This is a genomic window from Pseudoalteromonas sp. NJ631 (assembly GCF_000276645.1).
In the GTDB taxonomy this organism is placed as follows: Bacteria; Pseudomonadota; Gammaproteobacteria; order Enterobacterales; family Alteromonadaceae; genus Pseudoalteromonas; species Pseudoalteromonas piscicida.
This window is the reverse complement of record NZ_AKXJ01000006.1, coordinates 242845-261530: the sequence shown is the minus strand read 5'-3', so window position 1 is coordinate 261530 and position 18686 is coordinate 242845. Positions and strand designations below refer to the sequence as shown.

Below are 18686 nucleotides of genomic sequence, written 5' to 3'. Positions count from 1 at the left end.
ATTGGCTGGAGTACCAGGATTTGAACCTGGGAATGGCGGGATCAAAACCCGCTGCCTTACCGCTTGGCGATACTCCAGCAATAGAGGTAAGTTCAAACCTTATTTAGCCTAGATTTGAGTTAGGCTATCTTACCGCTTCCACTTCGTGTCGAGACGATACCCAGCAATAGAGGTAAGTTCAAGAGTTTTAGTTCTGCTTGAAAGAACATGGTGCGGAAAGAGAGACTTGAACTCTCACATCCGAAGATACTGGAACCTAAATCCAGCGCGTCTACCAATTCCGCCACTTCCGCATATCATTTTGCATTAGTTATTGGAACCTAAATCCAGCGTCTATATCAAGACATCTGCCAATTCCAAAACTTCCGCATTTATAAATGGTGGCTATGCCCTGATTTGAACAGGGGACCCCATCATTATGAGTGATGTGCTCTAACCAGCTGAGCTACATAGCCATCAATTCCAAAACTTTAGAAATGTGGCTGGAGTACCAGGATTTGAACCTGGGAATGGCGGGATCAAAACCCGCTGCCTTACCGCTTGGCGATACTCCAACGAAAATTTGATTGTTTTAGTTCCAATCGAGAACATGGTGCGGAAAGAGAGACTTGAACTCTCACATCCGAAGATACTGGAACCTAAATCCAGCGCGTCTACCAATTCCGCCACTTCCGCACATCTTTTAGCATTAGTTATTGGAACCTAAATCCAGCGTCTATATCAAGACAACTGCCAATTCCGCCACTTCCGCATTTATTATCTAGAGTATATTGGAACCTAAATCCAGCGTCTATTTCAAGACATCTGCCAATTCCAAAACTTTAGAAATGTGGCTGGAGTACCAGGATTTGAACCTGGGAATGGCGGGATCAAAACCCGCTGCCTTACCGCTTGGCGATACTCCAACGAAAATTTGATTGTTTTAGTTCCAATCGAGAACATGGTGCGGAAAGAGAGACTTGAACTCTCACATCCGAAGATACTGGAACCTAAATCCAGCGCGTCTACCAATTCCGCCACTTCCGCACAGTAGATATTTTATTTGTAGCTAACATCTCAAAAAGAGATGGCTGGAGTACCAGGATTTGAACCTGGGAATGGCGGGATCAAAACCCGCTGCCTTACCGCTTGGCGATACTCCAACGAAATAAAATCTTTTTGAGTTCTGATTTAAAAGAACATGGTGCGGAAAGAGAGACTTGAACTCTCACATCCGAAGATACTGGAACCTAAATCCAGCGCGTCTACCAATTCCGCCACTTCCGCACATCTTTTCGCATTAGTTATTGGAACCTAAATCCAGCGCCTGATTAAGACAACTGCCAATTCCATTACTTCCGCATATTTTTTGCAACAAAAAATCGATGAGTTTTGGTAGTAGTTAAAGCATGGTGGCTATGCCCTGATTTGAACAGGGGACCCCATCATTATGAGTGATGTGCTCTAACCAGCTGAGCTACATAGCCATCTCTTTAACTTCTCATCATCGCTGATGCGGGGCGTATTATGCGTATATGCCCCCAAGCCGTCAACACCTTTTTTGCAAAAAATCTGCTAACACAGTTTGTTTGCAGATAAATTAAGCGAAACGGCTTGTTTTTATATCAAATCATGCGGGGCAATTGCAAATTTTTAACAAAACCTGTGAATTTTTATTCCTTTGAAGTCTATAACTTACTCTGAAGAGCAAGGTACTTATTTGATTAAAAAGCAGAGTTGATAAAACTAAAAAGGAGCCGAAGCTCCTTTTATTGAAATAGCGTGTAGTAACTATGGTTACACGTTAAATAAGAAGTTCATCACATCGCCATCTTTCACGATGTATTCTTTACCTTCTTGACGCATTTTACCTGCGTCTTTCGCACCAGATTCACCACGGAACTCGATATAATCATCAAAGCCGATAGTCTGTGCACGAATAAAACCACGTTCAAAGTCTGTGTGGATTTTACCAGCAGCTTGAGGTGCTGTCGCGCCAACAGGGATAGTCCATGCACGCACTTCTTTTACGCCAGCTGTAAAGTAAGTTTGCAGTTTCAACAACTCATAACCACCACGGATCACGCGGTTTAGGCCTGGCTCTTCTAAGCCTAAGTCATCCATAAACTCTTTCTTATCTTCTTCTTCAAGTTCAGAAAGCTCAGCCTCAATTGCTGCACATACAGGGATCACAACCGCGTCTTCTGCTGCTGCAATTTCACGTACTTTGTCTAGGAATGGGTTGTTTTCAAAGCCATCTTCGTTAACATTGGCGATGTACATAGTTGGCTTGATCGTTAAAAAGTTTAGGTAGCTTATTGCTGCCGCTTCTTCTTTATTTAGCTCAAGTGAGCGAAGCGTTAAGCCTTCGTCCAAGTGCGCTTTTACTTTTTCAAGTACAACAAGTTCAAATTTCGCGTCTTTATCGCCGCCTTTCGCTTTCTTCGCGTTACGTAAAACCGCGCGATCAGCAGTATCCATGTCTGCAAGTACCAGCTCAGTGTTGATAACATCAATGTCTTCAGCAGGGTCGATTTGACCAGCAACGTGAACGATATTTTCATTTTCAAAACAGCGAACTACGTGACCGATAGCATCCGTTTCACGGATGTTTGCCAAAAATTGGTTACCTAAACCTTCGCCTTTTGAAGCGCCTTTTACCAAACCGGCAATATCCACAAACTCCATTGAAGTTGGGATAGTACGCTGAGGATTTACAATTTCAGCTAGCTGGTCAAGACGAGCATCTGGTACTGGTACTACACCGGTATTCGGTTCGATAGTACAGAAAGGAAAGTTTGCGGCCTCAATGCCCGCTTTAGTCAACGCATTAAATAAAGTAGATTTACCTACGTTAGGTAAACCAACAATGCCACATTTAAAACCCATAGTGTTTATTCCTAAATTTCTACCGTATTATCTCAAGCACGCATCATGGCGAACGAGAAGCTTAGGTATTACTCAATCAATCGCAGCAGTGAACTGTTACGGTTTAAATGAATGTAGTCGATTTTGCGCTTTTAACACACCGTCTTTTGCGAGTATTTCCATACATCGGACTGCTTCATCCACAGCGGCATCAATTTTCTCTCGATCAGCTTGTGGTGCTTTGCCTAAAACCCAGCCCGTGACTTTGTCTCTGTGTCCTGGGTGACCAATACCAACGCGCAATCGCATAAATTCTTTGTTATTTGCCATTTTAGCGATTATGTCTTTTAAGCCATTGTGACCGCCGTGACCACCACCTTTTTTGAGTTTGGCGATACCGGGTTCTAAATCCATTTCATCGTGAGCAACAAGAATACTCTCGACGGGGATTTTATAAAAATTGGCAAGACTCGCGACCGCTTTACCACTTAAGTTCATATAAGTCGTAGGGATCAGCAATTTAAACTCTTGATTATTGATGAGCACTTTGCCAGTGAGGCCGTGATGTTTAGCGTCTGGTTTTAGGAGGCAGTTGTATCTTCTGGCTAGTTCTTCGATAAACCAAGCGCCAGCGTTATGACGGGTGTTTGCGTATTCGGGGCCTGGATTCGCCAGGCCCACAAGCATTTGAATATTATTCAAGGTGTTAACACCTGAACAATTACTCAGCTGCGTCTTCAGCAGACTCTTCAGCAGGAGCTGCTTTAGGAGCGTTTACTGAAACAACCGCTTGGTCGTGATCTGCACCTTTAGCAAGTTCAACTGAAACAACGCCAGCTGGAAGCTTGATATCAGATAGGTGTAGAGTTGCGCCAACAGCTAGAGTCGCTACGTCAACTTCGATGAACTCAGGAAGTCTTGCAGGAAGACAAGTGATTTCAATTTCAGTTAGTTGGTGAACGATAGTGTTGCCACCTTTAGTTGCTTTCTCTTCGTTGATGAAGTGAACAGGAACTTTAGTGTGAAGCTTTTGAGAAGCATCAACGCGTTGGAAGTCTAAGTGAGTGATCTTAGGCTTGTACGGGTGACGTTGCATATCTTTAAGAATTGCTTCAACAGACTCACCGCCAATGTTTAGCGTTAGGATGTGAGTGTAGAAACCTTCGTCTTCTTGCGCTTTCAATACTTTGTTGTGATCAAGAGTTAGTGAAACTGCATCTTTACCAGCACCGTATAGGATTGCAGGAACTTTGTCAGCGCGACGTAGGCGGCGGCTCGCACCAGTACCTAGGTCAGAACGTACTTCAGCGTCTAATTTGTATACAGACATGGATGTCTCCAAAATAATTTAAGTTAATGTGTCAGAGAGCTCGCGACCAAGCTCCCTGCCTAAAAAAGGCGCGCCAATATACCACTAACGCACTTGCAATGAAACCTATAAAACAAAAAAAGCACCAGAGGTGCTTTTTGGCTAATCAGTTTTGGTGCCGATTAGTGTTGAAACATCGCAGAGATTGACTCTTCGTTGCTGATACGGCGGATAGTTTCGGCCATCATATCTGCAAGTGTTAGTACTTTGATGTTATCAAGCGCTTTCAATTCATCAGAAAGTGGAATTGAGTCAGTCACGATAACTTCATCGATAACTGAGTTGCGTAGGTTTTCCGCAGCATTGCCCGAAAGTACTGGGTGGGTTGCGTAAGCGAATACGCGTTTTGCACCGTGCTCTTTAAGTGCTGCTGCTGCTTTACATAAAGTACCGCCTGTATCTATCATGTCATCGACAATGATACAGTCACGACCAGCAACATCACCAATGATGTGCATAACTTGAGAAACGTTAGCCTGTGGACGACGCTTATCAATGATCGCTAGGTCTTTATCATCTAACAGTTTTGCAATCGCACGAGCACGAACCACACCACCGATATCAGGTGAAACTACTACTACATCTTCGAACTTACGCTCTTTCATGTCTTCGATTAGCACTGGGCTACCGAATACATTGTCAACAGGTACGTCGAAGAAGCCTTGGATTTGTTCTGCGTGTAGGTCAACGGTAAGAACACGGTCAACACCTACGCTTGAAAGGAAGTCTGCAACAACTTTAGCAGTAATTGGAACACGAGCAGAGCGCACGCGGCGGTCTTGACGTGCGTAACCGAAATAAGGAATAACGGCTGTGATACGACCAGCAGATGCACGACGTAGCGCATCAACCATGACGATTAACTCCATTAAATTATCATTTGTAGGAGCACATGTTGATTGGATGATGAATACATCTGAACCACGAACGTTTTCGTTGATTTGAACGCTAATTTCACCGTCGCTAAAACGGCCAACAACGGCATCACCTAACTCAATAAACAAACGTTTTGCAACTTTTTGAGCTAGCTCAGGTGTTGCGTTACCAGCGAAGAGCTTCATGTCGGGCACGGTAGGGTTCCTCAGGCACTGAATTTTTTGGACTAACATGCAATGACCATGAAATAAAAAAGTCAAAACAAGCTAACTTAAACAATTTACTTCTAGTTTTGCCAAGCGCGCAATTGTCGATGACAAATTGACTCACTTGTATTTTGGGCAATAAAGCCCTGCCAAGATGAAGGTAGAGTTTCGAGCACACGCAGCGCTGCCTCACGATTTTCGAATTCCGCGAAACAACAAGCTCCAGTACCAGTCATTTTGGTTGGTGCATATTTTAGCAACCACGCGAGGGTCTTTTCAACCTCGGGGTAAAGCTTTTTGACAAGAGTTTGACAGTCGTTGCCCGTATCCGAGAGTTTCCAACCGTTTTTTAGCTTAGGCGTATTGCGTGGTAAATCTGGGTGAGTAAAGACTAACGCGGTGCTGACGTGAACGGGTGGGGCAACCACCAAATACCATTTTTGCGCGATGTCAATTGGCTCAAGTTGCTCGCCAACGCCGTGGGCTACAGCTGTTTTACCTTCAACAAAAACAGGCACATCGGCGCCTAGCTGGAGACCAAGTTTTGCAAGTTCTGGGATAGTAAGCTGACATTGCCACAGCGTATTGAGTGCCAATAAAGTCGTGGCAGCATCGGATGAACCACCACCAACACCTCCACCCATGGGAAGCTGTTTATTTAAGTGAATGTCGACACCAGTCGCAATTTTTTTACAGGGCTCAAGAATTTTGGCGGCTTTATAAATGAGGTTATCTTCGAGTGGAATACCTGCGGTGTCACCACAAATGACGATTTCTTGCTGGTTACTGGTTAGCGTAAATGCTAATTCATCACCAAAATCTAAGAAAGTAAATAAAGTTTCTAATTCATGGTAGCCGTCTTCTCGACGGCCATTGATATGCAAAAAAAGATTTAATTTTGCCGGTGCGCTTAGCGTCAATGTCTTCATTTAAACTGCCATGAAGTGATTAATACTTTGACCTCAATATTGGTCGATGAGAGTTTCATGCGGCTAGGCAGCCACATTCCGTCTTGCATTTTATATTGTTGATAGGTGATTTGCCAGACTCGGCCTGATGGGCTTTGCCACTGTGCATTGCTTATTCTGCCAAGGTCATCAAGTTCGCTGGCTGGTGCTTCAACTAAGCCCGTTAGCCATTGAGGGGCTTGATTGACCGGAAGAGAGAGACCACTTAAACGCTTAACCAGATCGCTACTGTCCATACCTTTATGGACATTGTCTTCAAAGGTTAGCTCCGAATGTGTGTCTAATTCTTCTAGTTCGAATATGCGGGTGCCAACAAAGCTGGTTAAAATCAGATTTTGTTTATCTTCTTTTAAATACCAATTAAAGTTAGCTGATTGACGATTGTCAGGGGCAATAAATGCAAGTTTACCTCTCGCTTGCCAATTTTTTTGTTGTTTTAGCCTAGATTGCCAGTCTTGTGCTACGTTTTGCTGAGGTAATTGTTGCGCACAACCCGTTAAAATTAATAAAAATATGAGTAAAATCAAATGAAGTTGTCTCAAAGGCCTTTCCTTACTTTCCATATTCGATTGATTTTTGGTAAAATTGCCGGCTTTAAAGCAGGGCTCGAGCAATACTGGCATCTATGACCATCATCGCACTTGGTATCAATCACAAAACCGCGTCTGTAGAATTACGTGAAAAAGTGGCGTTTTCTCCAGAACAGCTTACAGAAGCATTGCACCAACTCCAACATTCTTCGCAGTTTAAAGAATCTGTGATTGTGTCGACCTGCAATCGAACCGAGATCTATTGTAGCCTTGAGTCTGCTGATCCCCAAGCACTACTCGGTTGGTTGTCAGATTTTCATAACATAGAGCAACGAGACTTAACAGAAAATGTCTATGTGCATATGAATCAGGATGCGGTGAACCATTTAATGCGAGTTGCCTGCGGTCTTGACTCATTGGTTTTAGGTGAGCCACAAATTCTTGGGCAAATTAAACAAGCTTTTAGTACAGCCAAACAGCACCATGCAATTCAGCCAACATTTGAGCGCTTATTCCAAAAGACTTTTTCGGTGGCGAAGCAAGTACGCACTGAGACCGATATTGGTGCAAGTGCAGTCTCAGTGGCATATGCTGCTGTTAATTTGGCAAAGCATATTTACGGTCAATTGGATAAAACTCAGGTCTTGTTAATTGGTGCCGGTGAAACAATTGAATTAGTTGCTAAACACTTATCGCAGCATAATCCAAAGTCAATCACAGTCGCGAACCGCACAATTGAGCGCGCACAAAACCTAGCAAAAGAAGTTGGCGGCAGTGTTATTTCACTGGCACAGTTGCCAGATGCGCTACCAAGTGCAGACATTGTTATTAGTTCAACTGCGAGCACCTTACCAATTATCGGTAAAGGAGTAGTCGAGCAAGCGCTTAAAAAACGTCGCCATAAACCAATGTTATTTATCGATATTGCGGTACCTCGCGATATCGAAAGCCAAGTGTCAGAGTTGGATGCTGCTTATCTTTATTCAGTTGATGACCTGCAGGCGATAGTCAATGAAAACTTGGCCAGTCGTGAACAAGCGGCCATTGAAGCGCAGCAGATCATCGATGTACGCACGCAAGAGTTTTCCGAGTGGCAACGTTCGCTGCATTCAGTGGATGTGATTAGGCAGTATCGCCAAAGCGCGCAAGAAATTAAAAATGAGCTCGTGGACAAAGCACTAAATCAGCTACAATCGGGCAAAGAAGCGGATAAAATTATTATTGAATTAGCAAATAAGCTGAGTAATCGACTAACACACGCACCAACACGCGCCATTCAAGAGGCTGCGAAAGAAGGCGATATAGATAAGTTAGCGCAACTCAAGCAAACATTAGGTATTGAGCAGGAATAACGTGTAAATGAAAGAGTCTGTATATCGTAAGTTAGAAACCTTAGTAGAGCGCTATGAAGAAGTTCAAGCGATGCTAAGCTCGCCTGAGGTGATTAGCGATCAGAACCGCTTTCGCGCCTTGTCAAAAGAGTTTTCAGAATTGGAAGACGTAGTTAAAGCGTTTACAGCCTACCAACAGGCTCAGGAAGACGTCGCAACTGCTGAAGAAATGCTAAAAGACTCAGATCCAGACATGCGTGAAATGGCACAGGAAGAGTATAAAGAAGCAAAAGCTGCCATTGCTGCGCTTGAAGATGACCTTCAAGTATTGATGTTACCAAAAGATCCAAAAGACAATAACAACGTATTCTTGGAAGTGCGTGCGGGAACCGGTGGTGATGAAGCCGCGATTTTCGCTGGTGATTTATTCCGTATGTATAGTCGCTATGCAGAAACGCAAAAGTGGCGCGTTGAAATCGTGAGCGCGAACGAAGGCGAGCACGGTGGCTATAAAGAAGTTATCGCTAACATTAGTGGCGACGGTGTTTATGGCAAACTTAAGTTTGAATCCGGCGCTCACCGTGTACAGCGTGTGCCTGAAACCGAATCTCAAGGCCGTGTTCACACCTCTGCGTGTACGGTCGCTGTGATGGCAGAGATCCCAGAGGCAGAAGCAATCGAAATTAATCCATCTGATCTAAAAGTGGATACTTTCCGTGCATCAGGTGCCGGTGGTCAGCACGTAAACAAAACTGATTCCGCTATTCGTATCACTCACTTGCCGACAGGCGTTGTGGTTGAATGTCAGGACGAACGTTCACAACATAAAAACAGAGCGAAAGCGTTGTCTGTACTAAGTGCGCGTTTACAGCAAGCAGAAGATGAAAAACGTGCAGCGGCAGAAGCCTCTGAACGTCGTAATCTAGTAGGTAGCGGTGACCGCTCTGAGCGTATTCGTACTTACAACTTCCCGCAGGGCCGTATTACCGATCACCGTATCAACCTGACACTTTATCGCCTTAATGAAGTGATCTCCGGTGAGCTGGGTGCTGTTATCGATCCACTGGTTATTGAATACCAGGCTGATCTACTAGCAGCAATGAGCGAAAGCGATTAATGCCAACACTTAACATTGCCCAAGCCGTTGCTTGGGCAACCTCTGAGCTGCTACCACACTCCGAGTCAGCAAAGCTCGATAGCGAAGTGTTATTACTCCATGTTATCGATAAAAACCGCACTTATCTCTTTACTTGGCCCGAAGCTGAGCTTTCTACATTAGAGCAGCAGCGATTCGAAGAATGTATCGCACGCCGTGTTACGGGAGAACCCGTGGCACACATCACAGGTCAAAGAGAATTCTGGAGCCTGCCTTTAAAAGTCAACAACAGCACGCTTATTCCAAGGCCTGATACTGAGACTTTGATTGAGCATGTTTTAACTCTTAGCATGCCAAATGACGCTCAGGTGCTAGACTTAGGCACAGGTACTGGCGCGATAGCACTGGCGTTGGCGAGTGAATATCCAGCTTGGCAAATCACCGCAGTAGATGCTTCAGCAGACGCCGTGGCGCTTGCAAAGTCTAATCAATCTCAGTTGGGCTTTAAAAACGTGTCGATTTTGCAAAGTGATTGGTTTAGCGCGGTTTCAGAACAACAGTTTGATTTGATTGTAAGTAATCCACCTTATATTGATGAAGCCGATCACCACTTATCGCAAGGGGATGTGAGATTTGAACCGCTCAGCGCGCTGGTCGCGGATGACCATGGCTATGCGGATATTTTTCATATCATCAGGACGGCTAAGCTACATCTGAACTCGGGGGGATATTTGCTACTTGAACATGGTTTTGAGCAAGCAGATAAGATCCAACAGTTTTTTGCAGAAATGGCGTATATTAATATACTTACAATAAAAGATATGGCAGGGTGTGATAGAGTGACGTTGGCAATGTTGCCGTAAAGTCATGAACTCACACGAAAGTTAGGCGCTTCAATAGGATCCGCAATATGGATGATTTTTTGTTTTCAGACGAACCCGCTGACGTAGTTGAACCTGAAAAAGTAGGCACTTGGAAGGTAATTATTGTCGATGATGAGCCCGAAGTGCATGCAGTGACAAAATTAGCACTCAGTGACTTTGAGTTTCAAAAAAAGCGTCTGGAATTTATTAGCGCTTATTCGGGTGAAGAAGCAAAGAAAATCGTTGATGCTAATCCCGATGCTGCGGTGGTATTGCTGGATGTTGTCATGGAAACCGACGATGCTGGTTTGCAGGTCGCAAAATACATTCGTGAAACCGCCAAAAACAACCATATCCGTATCATTTTAAGAACTGGTCAGCCAGGCCAAGCGCCTGAACGCCAAGTTATCGTGAACTACGATATCAACGACTATAAGTCAAAAACAGAACTCACCGCGCAAAAACTCTTTACTGTAGTCATGTCGAGTTTACGTTCATATCGTGACATTCTCGCCATCGATCAATCAAGACAGGGGCTTGAGAAAATCATTAAAGCCTCCCGTGATATTTTTGCTACTCACTCAATAGAGAGTTTTATCGAGGGCGTGTTACAGCAACTTACTTCGCTGATAGGCACGGTCGACCAAGCCATGTATGCAACGTCACTTGCGGCGGGTAAAGAGCCTGGTCAAACGAACGATCAACTGGTTGTATTTGCAGGGCGTGGAGAGTTTGAAAGTAGCGAAGGTAAGCCGATTTCTGAAGTGCTTAGCAGCGATCAAATGGACGCCTGCTTAAAAGCACTACAAGATAAAGACATTGTATATAAAGACAATTACCTATTTGCCTATTGCTCCAGTGACTATAATCACGCCTCAATGCTATTTGTGTCTGGTATTCCTGAGTTCTTAACCGAAACTCAGCGCCATTTAATTGATATTTTTGCTCAGAATATGCAATTGGCGTACGAAAATGTACAACTACAAGCCGAGATTGAAGATACCCAGCAAGAACTGGTGATCCGTTTAAGTGAAGCGCTTGAGCTTCATTCAACCAATACCGGCAATCATGTTAAGCGCGTTGCATATCTTTGTCATACGCTTGCCAAAGAAATGGGCCTTTCTGATAAAGAAGCTGAGCTGGTGAAAATGGCGTCGCCACTGCACGACGTGGGTAAAGTTGGTATTCCTGACGCGATTTTAAATAAGCCTAGCAAGCTGGATGACGAAGAGTGGAAGGTCATGCAAACCCATACAGACAAAGGCTTTGAGTTGTTAAAAGACTCTCGCCGTGAGATTGTCAGTGCGGGCGCACTAATCGCTCGAGACCACCATGAAAAATGGGATGGCAGCGGTTATCCGAAAGGCAAAAAAGGCGATGAAATACACCTTTATGGTCGCATCGTAGCGCTAGCTGATGTGTATGATGCATTACGCCATAAACGTTGCTACAAAGAGGCATGGAGCCAAGAAGAAGCGCAAAAAGAGATTACTGCGCAAAAGGGAAAACACTTTGACCCCAAACTCGTAGATGTATTCAACCGTTGTATTAATGAGTTAGAATTGATCCTACAACGTTTCCCTGATTAGAGAATAATATGGATTACATGGCGTTAAAACATACGCACTTACTATTTGTGGTATTGAGCATCGTGCTTTTTTACACTCGCGCGTTTTCGCGTTTGGGCTCTGGTAAATTAGCAGCAAACAAAGGCGTGTTTATTACCAGCCACAGCGTAGACACTTTGTTGTTAGTTACAGCGGTCATTTTGGCGGTAACGGCGGGGCTCAATCCTGCACAACAACCTTGGCTACTACAAAAAATCGTATTGGTGTTTGGTTATATCGCATTGGGCTTTGTAATTGCAAAAGCAAGTGTTAAAAAGACCAAATATTTGGCGCTAGGCGCTGCAACGTTGGTACTAATGGCCATCGCGCATCTCGCTGTAAGCAAACAAGGCTTCTTTGCTTAACCATTTCAATTGGCGCTTGGCTTATCACCGGGCGCTTCTATATCTCCATAATAAGTAAACATTTTTACTATTTCAGCGAACGATAGATTGGTATTACTAAATTTCCCCCCTTGGGAATATGACAAAAAGTGGTAAACTAGTCGTTCTAAATGAAAGCAATTCAAGAGAAACCGAATTCTATGAAGAATGATATCTGGTTAGATGAGAATGACTTATCTCTCGATGACAATTCAGATGCATTTTCCTATCCGCCGTTGATCCGTTGTATCAAGGCTGAGCAAAGTTGGGATGCACAAGCTGACACCAATGAAACTTTGTGTCAGTTAGCGGAGCTTGAATTTGCCGTGGATGAAATTCGCCATAAGCATACAAACAATCATAAATGTTTGGATGAAATCTTAGACGCTTTTTATACCTTGTGGCTATTCAGTGGTAGCAGTCAAAAGGTGCCTGAATATAAGCTCAATAGCGTTTGTTACGCACTTTCTATGCGCAGTGGTACCAATACCGCACTGGGTCTTGTCTTAGTGCATCTGCTTGAACGAGCGAAATTAGAGGCCAGTCTCGCCCTAAGCCAAGGGGAGATTGTCGTACACGTCGCTTTTAGCGAAGAAGAAGGTTATGTCATTGAGCCAAGTTCAGGCCACCAAAGCTGGTACATAATTCCAGAAAATGAAAACAATCAAGACAAAGAGCAAGAAAAAGACCAAGAGCCGATGGAGCTTATTTTTAACGAAGAGTCGTTAAAGCTTTATTTGTCTCAGCAAAAGTGGGCGTTTATTGCGGCAGAAAAGTTTGGTCACGCGTTAAGTTGCGTCGAGCAATTGATGGATATCTTAGGCGATGATCCTTATGAACGTCGTGATAGAGGTTATCTACTCAACCAATTAAATTGTCCGAAGATGGCAAAAGACGACTTACAATTTTTTGTTGATGAATGTCCGGACGACCCAACCATTGAAGTGATCCAGCATCAGATCAAAGAGTTGGCCGATCATAATAATATTTTGCATTAAAAATAGTGATATAAAAAATAATAACAGCGAGGATTTATGGAGCAAAGCGCTGCGCTCGTTACCAATAACGCGGTAATTATGGGCCTATTGGCCGTTATTCTGGGATTTGTTTTTTACACATCGAGTCAAAAAAGCGGAGTTTGGGCAAAATTTTACAAGTATGTGCCAGCGCTGTTGATGTGTTATTTCTTACCATCGCTGTTAAATACCTTTGGTATCGTAGATGGCAACAATAACGATGTTTACACGGTAGCAAAGTATTATCTGTTACCCGCTTGCTTGGTGCTATTGACACTGAGCATTGACCTAAAATCGATAGCGGCTTTGGGTAAAAAGGCGATTATCATGTTCCTGACGGGAACGGTGGGTGTGGTGATTGGTGGCCCAATTGCGCTTTTACTTACTGCTACCTTTATGCCTGAGCTACTTGGCGTAACTGGTCCAGAAGCCGTATGGCGTGGCATGGCCGCACTTGCTGGAAGCTGGATTGGTGGTGGTGCCAATATGGTGGCGATGAAAGAGATTTACGGCGCAGGCGGAGAGATCTTCACCATCATGGTAACGGTTGATATTGTTGTCGCAAACTTGTGGATGGCGTGCTTGCTCTATATGGCGGCGCGTAATAAAGAAATTGATGCGCGAACAGGGGCGGATACTTCTTCAATCAATCGCCTAATTGACAAAGTACAAGCATTTGAAGCAGAGCACGCAAGAAAACCCGAGCTCAAAGATTTGATGATCTTGGTTGGTTTTGCTTTTGGTGCAACGGGGCTTGCGCATTTTGCTGCGGACTTACTGGTGCCATTTTTTAGTAGTAACTACCCTGAGCTGAAGAAGTTCTCTCTTCACAGCAAACTGTTTTGGATCATTGTCCTCGTTACGACCATAGGTCTGGCACTTTCGTTTACCAAAGCACGTCAATATGAAGCGGTTGGCGCGTCAAAAATTGGCTCGAGCTTTTTATATATTTTAGTAGCAACCATTGGTCTACACATGGATATCACCAAAATTGTTGAGGCGCCTAAATACGTCGTTATTGGTGTTATTTGGATGGCCGTGCATGTTGGTTTGTTATTTATCGTTGCTAAATTAATTAAAGCACCTGTGTTTTATGTTGCCGTTGGCAGTAAAGCAAACATTGGTGGTGCGGCATCTGCGCCGGTGGTGGCCTCGGCGTTTCACCCAGCGCTTGCTCCGGTAGGTGTATTACTGGCGGTGCTTGGTTATGCCCTTGGTACTTATATGGCTTGGTTATGCGGACAATTGCTTCGTGTAATAGGCAGCTAAAGGATAAAAAATGAATACAGATATTATTAACGTTGCGGGGCGAGAAGTTGCAAACGATAAGCCGTTTGTACTGTTCGGTGGAATGAATGTGCTTGAGTCTCGTGACTTAGCAATGCAAATCGCAGAGCATTACGTTGAGGTCACAAGTAAACTTGGGATCCCATACGTATTTAAAGCGTCATTTGATAAAGCCAATCGCTCGTCAATTAACTCTTACCGTGGCCCAGGCATGGAAGAAGGCTTAAAGATTTTTGAAGAAATCAAAAAGACCTTTAATGTACCGGTGATCACCGATGTACATGAGCCATTCCAAGCAAAACCCGTAGCAGAAGTTGCTGATGTGATCCAGTTACCGGCGTTTCTTGCTCGTCAAACTGACTTAGTTGTCGCAATGGCAGAAACTGGTGCGGTGATCAACGTGAAAAAACCACAGTTTTTAGCGCCACATGAAATGCGTCATATCATTAAGAAGATCAATGAAGCGGGTAATGACAAAGTTATCCTCTGTGAACGCGGTAGTAGCTTTGGTTATAACAACCTGATCGTAGATATGCTCGGCATGGATGACATGAAGCGTATGGCTCCTGTTATTTTTGATGCGACACATGCGCTGCAGCGTCCTGGTGGTCGTAGCGACTCTGCCGATGGCCGCCGTGCTCAGGCTGCTGAGCTTGCTCGTAGCGGTATGGCGCTTGGGTTAGCTGGACTCTTTATTGAAGCGCATCCGAACCCAAATGAAGCGAAGTGTGATGGTCCTTGTGCATTGCCATTGGCTAAACTTGAAGGCTACCTACAACAGATGAAAGCAGTAGATGAGCTAGTTAAGAGTTTTGCGCCACTGGACACCAGCGCAGCTGATTTATAATCTATACCCAAGCGACCTCATAATTAGATGTTGTTTGGGGATTTTACTTGCCCGCGGTTAGCGGGTTTTTTATAGGCATGAATGAATGTCACGACGAGTTCCACCATTAAATGCATTAAAAGCCTTTGAGGCGGCGGCACGACACCTGAGCTTTACCAAAGCGGCGGAGGAGTTGTACGTCACTCAAGCTGCGGTTAGTCATCAAATTAAAATCTTAGAAGAACATCTAGGTTTAAAACTGTTTTTGCGAAAAAATCGCTCCTTACTGTTAACTGAGGAAGGGCAGGGTTATTACCTCGATATTAAAGATATTTTTTCACAATTAATCGATGCGACTGAAAAGCTCCTAGCGCGAGGCGCAAAAGGGTCGTTAACGGTGAGTTTGACGCCGAGCTTTGCAATTCAATGGTTGGTACCAAGGCTGAGTAACTTTAATGAGTTGCACCCTGAAATCGACGTACGGATCAAAGCCCAAGATCACGACGACAACTCGTTAACGGATGATGTTGATGTCGCGATTTACTACGGTCGTGGTAACTGGAATGGGGTGCAAACCCATAAGCTACATACCGAGTACTTTGTGCCATTATGTAGTCCATTTTTGTTAACTGGCCCCAAACCGCTAAATCAGCCAAGCGATTTGGCCCAGCATACTTTACTCCATGACACCACGCGTCGCGCTTGGAAGGCATGGATGAAAACCGCTGGGGTCAGAAATGTGGCGGTAAATACTGGACCTATCTTCAGTCACTCTTCCATGGTGTTACAGGCAGCAATTCACGGCCAAGGTGTGGCGCTGGGCAATAGCGTACTGGCAAGACCGGATATAGATGCAGGGCGACTGGTTATTCCGTTTAGTCACCACCTCGAAAGTAAAAATGCCTATTATTTGGTATTTAGAGAGTCGCAGTCAGAGCTGGGTAAAATAGTTTCATTCAAAGAATGGATGCTCGGTATGGTAGAACACGAACAAGAGTTAAATAGTTTATGAGCGCAGTAAATATTGAATGGCACTATGCTGAAAACCCAGTTGCACAGTTTATTTTTGCCCATGGTGCAGGCGCAGGAAGCGATAGCGATTTTATGCAAGAAATGGCTAAATTGCTTGCTTCTAAGGGCGTTCAAGTTGGACTCTTTGACTTTGAATATATGCAGCAAGCCAAACAAGAAGGGAAAAAACGCCCACCAGAGCGTGCCCCTAAGCTACTCGCGTATTTTCAGCAAGTATTGGCCGCAGTAGAACCAAGTCTACCGCTCTTTATTGGTGGTAAATCAATGGGCGGGCGTATGGCATCTATGCTGGCCTGTGAAACCAACGTAAAAGTAGAAGGGGTACTTGCGTTTGGCTATCCATTCCACCCGCCTGGTAAGCCGGAAAAGATCAGAGTGGACCATTTTCCTGAGTTGAAATGCCCGCTGCTCATTTTACAAGGCGAACGTGATACCTTTGGCAATCGTACAGAGGTTGATGCCATGTGCTTTCCAGAGCAAGTCATGGTGAAATGGCTCAAAGATGGCGACCATTCACTCAAGCCACGTAAGGTGAGTGGTGTAAGCGAGTCAGAGAGCCGCGCGAATGCTGCCGTGATTGCGGCGAATTTTATTAAGGAGCGCTGTCATGGCTAAGCTCTACTTGATTATTGGCAGCGTGTTTTGTTTATTGTCTGTGGCTCTAGGCGCGTTTGCCGCTCACGGTCTCAAAGGACGTTTGAGCGACTATGCCATTGGTATTTTTAATACGGCGGCGCAATACCAAATGACTCATGGTCTTGCCATTATTGCCACCGCGTTTTTAATCAAATGGGGCCTCAAGGTACAAGTTGCTGGTGGCTTTTTTATTGCGGGTGTATTGCTATTTAGTGGTAGTCTGTACTTACTAGCCTTAACGGGCATGAAATGGCTAGGGCCAATCACCCCAATCGGTGGTACCTGTTTTTTAATTGCTTGGATTTTATTGATAGTTCAAGCTGCTAAATCTTCCTTTTAATCTAGAGAATCTAATGTCGAGTATCGTTATCTATTGTCGCGGTGGTTTTGAAAGTGACGCCGCAGCCGAAATTAATCATTATGCTGCAAAGCATGGAATTGCAGGCTACGTAAAAGCTAAGCCGAGTACTGCTTTTGTAACATTTGAGTGTTTTTCGCCAAATGATGCTGAGACCTTAGCGAAGAAAATCGACTTTAAGAAACTGGTGTTTGCAAGGCAGTGGTTTGTTGGCACTTTACATACTCATATGCCGATTGAAGACAGAGTGAGCGTGATAAAAGCGGCGGTGGAAGGTTTTCCTTTGTGTGGTGAGCTGCGCGTTGAAACGCCAGATACTAATGAAGGAAAAGAACTTTCTAAATTCTGTAAAAAGTTTTCAACCCCTTTGTCTAAGGCGCTCGAGAAGCAAAACAAGCTGACTCGTGAGGTAAAACCTGCCAAGCCTGTGTTACATGTATTGTTCCTTGCCAATAACACCGCTTATGTTGGTTATTCGTTTAGTGATAACAATTCGCCATTTTTTATGGGCATTCCACGTCTGAGAATGCCATCGGACGCTCCAAGCCGCTCGACGCTAAAATTAGACGAGGCATTCCATGTCTTTGTGCCTAAAGACCAGCAAGAGACACGTGTGCGTGCGGGGATGCGAGCCGTTGATTTAGGTGCTTGCCCTGGCGGTTGGACATACCAACTTGTGCGCCGTGGCATGTTCGTAGCCTCAATTGATAATGGCCCGATGAATGATGACCTGATGGAAACGGGACAAGTGAAGCACTATCGTGAAGATGGATTCAAATATCGCCCTGAAAAGCGCAATATTGATTGGTTAGTGTGTGATATGGTCGAAAAGCCAACGCGTGTTGCTGATCTGATGGTGGACTGGGTGGTGAATGCGTTTGCTCGAGAGCTGATCTTTAACTTAAAGCTACCGATGAAAAAACGCTTCGACAGTGTGTATGAATGTCTTACGCTTATCCATGAAGAGCTGCAAAAGTACAATGTGGATTATGAGATCCAAGCAAAGCACCTATATCATGACCGTGAGGAAGTCACGGTACATATTAATGTGCTTAAAGTACCGCAAAATTTGTATAGCTGATTTGTAGGCGCGATTTCACATCGCGATATTTTTCATCAAGTTCGCCGCATAAAGCGGCTCCCACACGGGTGTTACCTTATTGGTGGCGCGATTTCACATCGCGATTTATTCCATCAGGCTCGCCGCGTAAAGGGAGCCCACACCGATGTTACCTTATTTGTAGGAGTGATTTCACATCGCGATCTTTTTTATCAATCTCGCCGCGTAAAGCGGCTCCCACACGGGTGTTAGCTTAGTTGTAGGAGCGATTTTACATCGCGATATTTTACATCAGGCTCGCCGCGTAAAGGGATCCCACACCGATGTTACCTTATTGGTGGCGCGATTTCACATCGCGATTTATTCCATCAGGCTCGCCGCGTAAAGGGATCCCA

General features: G+C 44.5%; 18 protein-coding genes and 10 tRNA genes. 12 read left to right on the top strand and 16 right to left on the bottom strand.

Translation table 11 applies throughout. From position 1 onward, the window contains the following. Positions 1 to 2: 2 nt before the first annotated feature. The 16 genes from A587_RS0112930 to lolB all read right to left on the bottom strand — a co-directional run bounded on the left by A587_RS0112930 (position 3) and on the right by lolB (position 6808). Positions 3 to 77, bottom strand: a tRNA-Gln gene (locus A587_RS0112930). Positions 78 to 208: 131 nt separating this feature from the next. Continuing rightward, positions 209 to 293 (bottom strand) — tRNA-Leu (locus A587_RS0112925). Positions 294 to 378: 85 nt separating this feature from the next. After that, positions 379 to 455: transfer RNA gene (locus tag A587_RS0112920), tRNA-Met, on the bottom strand. A gap of 24 nt (positions 456 to 479) precedes the next feature. After that, positions 480 to 554: transfer RNA gene (locus A587_RS0112915), tRNA-Gln, on the bottom strand. A gap of 36 nt (positions 555 to 590) precedes the next feature. Next, positions 591 to 675 (bottom strand) — tRNA-Leu (locus A587_RS0112910). A gap of 155 nt (positions 676 to 830) precedes the next feature. Further along, positions 831 to 905, bottom strand: a tRNA-Gln gene (locus A587_RS0112905). 36 nt (positions 906 to 941) lie between these two features. Continuing rightward, a tRNA-Leu gene (locus A587_RS0112900) sits at positions 942 to 1026 on the bottom strand. A 41-nt stretch (positions 1027 to 1067) separates the two neighbouring features. Next, positions 1068 to 1142 (bottom strand) — tRNA-Gln (locus tag A587_RS0112895). 39 nt (positions 1143 to 1181) lie between these two features. Further along, positions 1182 to 1266 (bottom strand) — tRNA-Leu (locus tag A587_RS0112890). A 123-nt stretch (positions 1267 to 1389) separates the two neighbouring features. Next, positions 1390 to 1466 (bottom strand) — tRNA-Met (locus A587_RS0112885). 310 nt (positions 1467 to 1776) lie between these two features. Then, positions 1777 to 2868, bottom strand: coding sequence for a redox-regulated ATPase YchF (gene ychF, locus A587_RS0112880; protein WP_010370435.1), 1092 nt, complete (start codon positions 2866 to 2868; stop codon positions 1777 to 1779). 96 nt (positions 2869 to 2964) lie between these two features. Continuing rightward, positions 2965 to 3549: an aminoacyl-tRNA hydrolase gene (gene pth / locus A587_RS0112875; protein WP_026000988.1), complete on the bottom strand. Its 585-nt coding sequence runs from the start codon at positions 3547 to 3549 to the stop codon at positions 2965 to 2967. 19 nt (positions 3550 to 3568) lie between these two features. Beyond that, positions 3569 to 4177: a 50S ribosomal protein L25/general stress protein Ctc gene (locus A587_RS0112870; RefSeq protein WP_017217941.1), complete on the bottom strand. Its 609-nt coding sequence runs from the start codon at positions 4175 to 4177 to the stop codon at positions 3569 to 3571. 161 nt (positions 4178 to 4338) lie between these two features. After that, entirely contained in the window at positions 4339 to 5286 is a 948-nt protein-coding gene (locus A587_RS0112865) for a ribose-phosphate pyrophosphokinase (protein WP_010370444.1), read from the bottom strand. A gap of 92 nt (positions 5287 to 5378) precedes the next feature. Continuing rightward, positions 5379 to 6227 carry a 4-(cytidine 5'-diphospho)-2-C-methyl-D-erythritol kinase gene (gene ispE, locus A587_RS0112860; RefSeq protein ID WP_017217939.1) on the bottom strand — a complete coding sequence of 283 codons (849 nt, stop codon included), beginning with the start codon at positions 6225 to 6227 and terminating at the stop codon, positions 5379 to 5381. Then, entirely contained in the window at positions 6224 to 6808 is a 585-nt protein-coding gene (gene lolB / locus A587_RS0112855; RefSeq protein ID WP_157234650.1) for a lipoprotein insertase outer membrane protein LolB, read from the bottom strand. Before lolB ends, ispE begins: the two co-directional genes overlap by 4 nt. 83 nt (positions 6809 to 6891) lie before the next feature. Between lolB and hemA the strand changes: the two genes are divergently transcribed. The 12 genes from hemA to rlmM all read left to right on the top strand — a co-directional run bounded on the left by hemA (position 6892) and on the right by rlmM (position 18312). Next, positions 6892 to 8148, top strand: a complete 1257-nt coding sequence (hemA, locus tag A587_RS0112850; protein ID WP_010370453.1) for a glutamyl-tRNA reductase — start codon at positions 6892 to 6894, stop codon at positions 8146 to 8148. Positions 8149 to 8155: 7 nt separating this feature from the next. Continuing rightward, positions 8156 to 9244, top strand: coding sequence for a peptide chain release factor 1 (gene prfA, locus A587_RS0112845; protein WP_010607352.1), 1089 nt, complete (start codon positions 8156 to 8158; stop codon positions 9242 to 9244). Beyond that, the gene (gene prmC, locus A587_RS0112840; protein ID WP_017217938.1) at positions 9244 to 10086 is read left to right on the top strand and encodes a peptide chain release factor N(5)-glutamine methyltransferase; all 843 of its coding nucleotides are present in this window, start codon (positions 9244 to 9246) and stop codon (positions 10084 to 10086) included. The genes prfA and prmC overlap by 1 nt, the downstream gene beginning before the upstream one ends. Positions 10087 to 10133: 47 nt before the next feature. Next, positions 10134 to 11675 (top strand): response regulator, encoded by a 1542-nt coding sequence (locus A587_RS0112835; RefSeq protein ID WP_017217937.1) that lies wholly within the window; start codon positions 10134 to 10136, stop codon positions 11673 to 11675. Positions 11676 to 11683: 8 nt separating this feature from the next. Continuing rightward, positions 11684 to 12058: a SirB2 family protein gene (locus A587_RS0112830; protein ID WP_017217936.1), complete on the top strand. Its 375-nt coding sequence runs from the start codon at positions 11684 to 11686 to the stop codon at positions 12056 to 12058. A 179-nt stretch (positions 12059 to 12237) separates the two neighbouring features. After that, a complete protein-coding gene (locus tag A587_RS0112825; RefSeq protein WP_010607348.1) occupies positions 12238 to 13074 on the top strand; it encodes a tetratricopeptide repeat protein in 837 nt (278 codons plus the stop codon). A 36-nt stretch (positions 13075 to 13110) separates the two neighbouring features. Then, the gene (locus A587_RS0112820) at positions 13111 to 14361 is read left to right on the top strand and encodes a DUF819 family protein (protein ID WP_010607347.1); all 1251 of its coding nucleotides are present in this window, start codon (positions 13111 to 13113) and stop codon (positions 14359 to 14361) included. Between the two features lie 10 nt (positions 14362 to 14371). After that, positions 14372 to 15226 (top strand): 3-deoxy-8-phosphooctulonate synthase, encoded by an 855-nt coding sequence (gene kdsA, locus A587_RS0112815; protein ID WP_010370475.1) that lies wholly within the window; start codon positions 14372 to 14374, stop codon positions 15224 to 15226. 85 nt (positions 15227 to 15311) lie between these two features. Beyond that, positions 15312 to 16217 (top strand): transcriptional regulator GcvA, encoded by a 906-nt coding sequence (locus tag A587_RS0112810; RefSeq protein WP_010370478.1) that lies wholly within the window; start codon positions 15312 to 15314, stop codon positions 16215 to 16217. Next, positions 16214 to 16852 carry an alpha/beta family hydrolase gene (locus tag A587_RS0112805; protein ID WP_017217934.1) on the top strand — a complete coding sequence of 213 codons (639 nt, stop codon included), beginning with the start codon at positions 16214 to 16216 and terminating at the stop codon, positions 16850 to 16852. Before A587_RS0112810 ends, A587_RS0112805 begins: the two co-directional genes overlap by 4 nt. Next, complete coding sequence (locus A587_RS0112800) at positions 16845 to 17213, top strand: DUF423 domain-containing protein (RefSeq protein ID WP_017217933.1); 369 nt, start codon at positions 16845 to 16847, stop codon at positions 17211 to 17213. Before A587_RS0112805 ends, A587_RS0112800 begins: the two co-directional genes overlap by 8 nt. Positions 17214 to 17226: 13 nt before the next feature. Beyond that, complete coding sequence (rlmM, locus tag A587_RS0112795; RefSeq protein WP_017217932.1) at positions 17227 to 18312, top strand: 23S rRNA (cytidine(2498)-2'-O)-methyltransferase RlmM; 1086 nt, start codon at positions 17227 to 17229, stop codon at positions 18310 to 18312. Positions 18313 to 18686 lie beyond the last annotated feature (374 nt).